Annotated in this window: 4 protein-coding genes and 1 pseudogene; 4 read left to right on the forward strand and 1 reads right to left on the reverse strand. The window is 67.9% G+C overall.

Features of this window, described 5'->3' with window-relative positions; genetic code table 11:
* Positions 1–366: 366 nt before the first annotated feature.
* The 4 genes and pseudogenes from OTB19_RS41750 to OTB19_RS41765 all read left to right on the forward strand — a co-directional run.
* Positions 367–1,047: pseudogene (locus tag OTB19_RS41750) on the forward strand (hypothetical protein); the annotation flags it as partial.
* Positions 1,048–1,900: 853 nt separating this feature from the next.
* Positions 1,901–2,206: a hypothetical protein gene (locus OTB19_RS41755; RefSeq protein WP_267804090.1), complete on the forward strand. Its 306-nt coding sequence runs from the start codon at positions 1,901–1,903 to the stop codon at positions 2,204–2,206.
* Positions 2,207–2,391: 185 nt separating this feature from the next.
* Positions 2,392–3,012, forward strand: a complete 621-nt coding sequence (locus OTB19_RS41760; protein ID WP_420717026.1) for an N-acetylmuramoyl-L-alanine amidase — start codon at positions 2,392–2,394, stop codon at positions 3,010–3,012.
* Positions 3,009–3,287 carry a hypothetical protein gene (locus OTB19_RS41765; RefSeq protein ID WP_267804092.1) on the forward strand — a complete coding sequence of 93 codons (279 nt, stop codon included), beginning with the start codon at positions 3,009–3,011 and terminating at the stop codon, positions 3,285–3,287. The genes OTB19_RS41760 and OTB19_RS41765 overlap by 4 nt, the downstream gene beginning before the upstream one ends.
* A 42-nt stretch (positions 3,288–3,329) precedes the next feature.
* On the opposite strand, the gene OTB19_RS41770 is transcribed toward OTB19_RS41765, so the two are convergent.
* Positions 3,330–4,112: a glutamate racemase gene (locus tag OTB19_RS41770; protein ID WP_267804093.1), complete on the reverse strand. Its 783-nt coding sequence runs from the start codon at positions 4,110–4,112 to the stop codon at positions 3,330–3,332.
* Positions 4,113–4,345: the final 233 nt, after the last annotated feature.

Consider the following 4,345-nt stretch of genomic DNA (forward strand, 5'->3'; position numbering starts at 1 on the left):
ACTTACGAGGTGCCCTCTTGCTCGGGTCTGATGGAAGCGTAGAAACTCCCATCATCCCAGGTCAGCGGGCACCTCTTCTGATTTCTCCATCCACAGCCCGACCACTACGCGGTGGATCCAGGATGAGTAACGCTCCGGCCGGGCGTCGAAGCGATCCAGTGGCGACCTGCCGACCAGCCGCCTGAACAGATAAACCACTGACCGGGCCGCAAAGACGGACCTGTCACCTCGCAGCAATATTCGCAAGTCAGGCCTTCCGAGCAAACTCGATCAAGAGCGGCAGCGAATAGTCACTAGAAGGGGCACATGCCTCATCGTTGATACCGGCTCTGCGCCGGTGAACTCCCCGGAAGGGGATGCGTCACGATGGCAGCCACACGATCAGTCCGTCTCACCGCTCTCATGGCGGTGCCCGCAGCCCTCTCCATCGCCCTGGCCGCCCCAGCTCTGGCCAGCAACGGCCACAACAGCGGACCGCCGACCCGCCATGGGCAGGACTACCAAGTCGGCCTGCGGCAACTGAACAACTCGGGAGCCAGCGGCACCGCCTACCTCAGCCTCCACGGCCGGCAGCTCACCGTGAAGATCAACGCACAGGGGCTGGTACCCGGACAACCGCACGCCCAACACATCCACGGCTCCACCACCGGCCACGACTTCCACTGCCCCGACGCGAGCGCCGACAAGAACGGCGACGGCATCGTCACCACCGCCGAAGGCCTGCCCGCATACGGCGACATCAACATCTCACTGACGACCTCGGGCGACACATCCAAGGCCAGCGGACTCGCCGTCGACCGGATGCCCGTCGCCGACGTCAACGGGAACCTCTCCTACGCCCGCACGATCCCGGTCTCCCAGGCGGTTGCCAACCACCTGCAGAACCTGCACGTCGTGCAGCACGGCATCGACCCGAACGGCAACGGAAAGTACGACTTCGGCAAGGGAAAGAGCGAACTGGACCCCAAGCTGCCCCAGGAAGCCACCGCACCGGCCAGCTGCGGAATGCTCCACGGCGCTACCGGCAACACAACGCCGATGAGCGGACACTGACCCGCCGAGGACCGCTCCCACCCGACCGACAGCCCCCCGCATCCTGGACCGCAGACACCCAGGGTGCGGTCCGCGTTCGTCGGCCACCCACAGTGAGCCGCCGGGTCCACCTTGCCCAGCTTCATGAGCGAGAGACCATCCCGACGCCTGCTGCTCGGACCATTCCACGCCAACAGAGCTACGCCGACTGGTACTCGGCCGCGGAGAAGACCGTCGGCTACGGAGGACAGCGGTGTCCATGGTCCATTCTCCGCAGGCGACAACCACAGTCGCGGGCTGCGATGAGGGCTGAGCGTCAGCGCCCATGCGGCCGGCATGCCCCGTTGCCGTCGGGTGGCCACGCCGCCGCATGACCTTCGAGTACAACCAGGAGAAGATCACCTTCGGTGGGCTGCTCGACTTCCCGAGCCGATGGTCATGGACTTGTCCGGAGTGACGTGCCTGGCAGCCTCCAGCCTCACGCCCTGATGACATCCTTGCGGCGCGGCGCCACCCTGCCTTGGCTGGCCGGCTCGCTGAACGTGCACGTGAAGCGAGTGTTGACCGTGCCGGGAGCGTTCAATCACGTCCGCGTCTTCCCGTCGCTGGACTCCGCGGCAGCAGCAGCCCGAGCCAGAGCGAAGGCAGGCCTGACGGAATGAGCGTCGCCAGCGCGCTCCATCGGCGCCCGCTTACTGTGTACGCCGATCTACGGTGCCAACATCGTCGGGGTCTGGCGACAACTTCCCATTCTGCGGCCGTCCTCCACGCGCACGTACGATCGAGTCAGGCGTGGGGCTGCTGGGAGTGATCAGAGGTGTCTGTGCCGCCGAGCGCCGAGCCCACCTTGTGGGAGTTGCACCGTGCGGTGTCGCAGCTCCGCGAGGACCTTCGGGGCGACCTCGCGCACCTTGCCGCACGTCTCGATCAGGTGGTCACCCAGGATGTGTACCGGGCTGATCAGCGTGCGACGGAGCAGCGGATCGGCCAGGTGGAGGCCGCTCTTGCCGGTCTGCGCGGTGAGCACGATCAGATCACCGAGCGGGGCGATCAGCAGCGCCGGGAGGATCAGGCGCAGGCTGCGGCCACCAGGCGCCTGGTGGTGAGTTCGTTCGTCGCTCCGCTGCTGCTGATGGCCGTGCAGCTGTGGCTGGTGTCGCGTGGCACGTCGTAGTAGCTGCTTCACCATTTTTGATCTTGGGCGCGGGGAGAATCCGAGAGTCAAGCATGGCAACACCACTGAGTGCTGACGCATTCGTGGCCGCGCTTCGCGCCGAAGGCGTGAACGTCATCGAACGCCCCGGTTGGCGAACCCATAACCGCAACCACAAGGGTGCGTGGGGTCCGCTGAACGGAATCATGATTCATCACACGGTCACCTCGGGGACGGCGAACACCGTCCGGATCTGCGAGGCCGGGTACAGCGGTCTGCCGGGCCCGCTGTGCCACGGGGTGATCGCCAAGGACGGCGCGGTCTACCTCGTGGGCTATGGGCGGGCGAATCATGCCGGTGCGGGTGACTCCGACGTCCTGGACGCGGTGGTCGCGGAGCGGTCGCTCCCAGCGGCCAACGAGGCTGACAAGGACGGCAATGCCAGGTTCTACGGCTTCGAGTGCGAGAACCTGGGTGACGGCGAGGACCCGTGGCCGGCGGTCCAGCTCGATGCCATCGAACGCGTGTCGGCGGCGCTGTGCCGAGCCCACAAGTGGGGTGCTGCGAGCGTCATCGGTCACCTGGAGTGGCAGCCCGGCAAGGTCGACCCCAAGGGCTTCACGATGTCGGGGCTGCGACAGCGCATCGCCGGCCGCCTGAGCGGCAAGCCGGGCGGCGGCTCGGCCACCTACACCGTCCGCGCCGGGGACACGCTGTCCGGGATCGGGGGTCGTCTCGGCGTGAACTGGCTGGCCCTCGCCCGGGAGAACAACATCAGCTCTCCGTACGTCATTCAGCCCGGCCAGACTCTGAAGGTGCCGAAGTGAGCCAGAAGACCGCGTTCGACGCGAACCAGCGGACCATCCGTACGGTCTTCCAGGCCTTCCTGGGTCTGGCTGCGGGTCTCCCGCTGATCATCGACGCGAGCGGGATCCCGCAGACGACGGCGGGTGTCGCCGTGGCCCTCGCGGTGGCGGGAGCCGTGACCCGGGTCATGGCGCTGCCCGTCGTGCACAGCCTGCTGCCGAACTGGCTGTATCGCAGCGATCCGCCCGAGGGCACCGTCCAGGACGGTGGACGGCTGACGGTGGTGGACGACTGATCATGGCGCGGCCCTCGGGAACCGGGGGCCGCGCCGTTGTTCTCATGCGGCGAACGAGGCCGTGACGTGCTGTCCGGCGCGGTAGGCGAGTGCGGCGGCGGGAAGTTGGGATTCTCGGCCGCTGAGCAGCACGGTCAGTCGGCCGTGTCCTGCCCTGGTTGCGCCAGGCCGACCCGTGAGGCGGCGTAGGGCTTGGGCAGCGACGGCGTCGGCAGAGCCCCGGAGGATCGGGGTGATGAGGGAGGGGCGGCGCAGGGCCGTGCGGATGTGTCCGGCGACGAGTTCGTAGTGGGTGCAGCCGAGGACTACGTCGGTCGTGCCGTCCGGGGTACGGCGGGAGGCGTCGGTCACGGCGGCGAGCATGGCGGGAAGGTCCGCGTGCTGGACCGCGTCCGCGAGGCCGGGACAGGCGATCTCTGTGACCTGAACCCCTGGGGCATGCTCACAAATGAGGGCTGCTTGGTAGCTGCTGCCGGTTGTGGCGGGCGTCGCCCAGATGGCGATGGGGCCGCCGGTCGCGGCGGCGGTCTTCACGGCGGGGACGGTGCCGATCACAGGGATCGTGGGTTCGAGTGCGGCTTTTACGGCGTGCAGGGCATGAACCGTGGCGGTGTTGCAGGCGATGATCAGGGCGTCGGGCTGGAGGGCGGCCGCGGCCTGGGCGGTGGCCAGGACCCTGCGTTGCAGGTCTGGTGCGCGGCGCGGCCCCCAGGGCATGCCGTCTGGGTCAGAGGAGAGGATCAGGTCGGCGTCGGGCCGTAAGCGTCGGACTGCCGTCGCTGCGGCGAGGAGGCCGATCCCGGAATCGACCAGAGCGATCTTCATGCACTACCTCGGCGTCCTGCCCGGGAAAGCCGGGCCGTCAGGCGAATAGGTCCCCCCGACGGCCTGCCGCCGGGGGCGGATCGGGAACCTCTCCTGGGGGTTCGCCGCCGCTAAGTGGTCTGCGTCGTAAATCCTTCGGGGGTTGACGTCGGGCTTGGCGTGCGCTTGCCCGTGTCAGGTGTCGAGACCGGTGAGGTGGAGGTGGCAGGCGGTGTCGAGTGCGTCCTCGGGGG

The sequence above is a fragment of the Streptomyces sp. H27-H5 genome (genome assembly GCF_026627505.1).
Classification (GTDB): Bacteria; Actinomycetota; Actinomycetes; order Streptomycetales; family Streptomycetaceae; genus Streptomyces.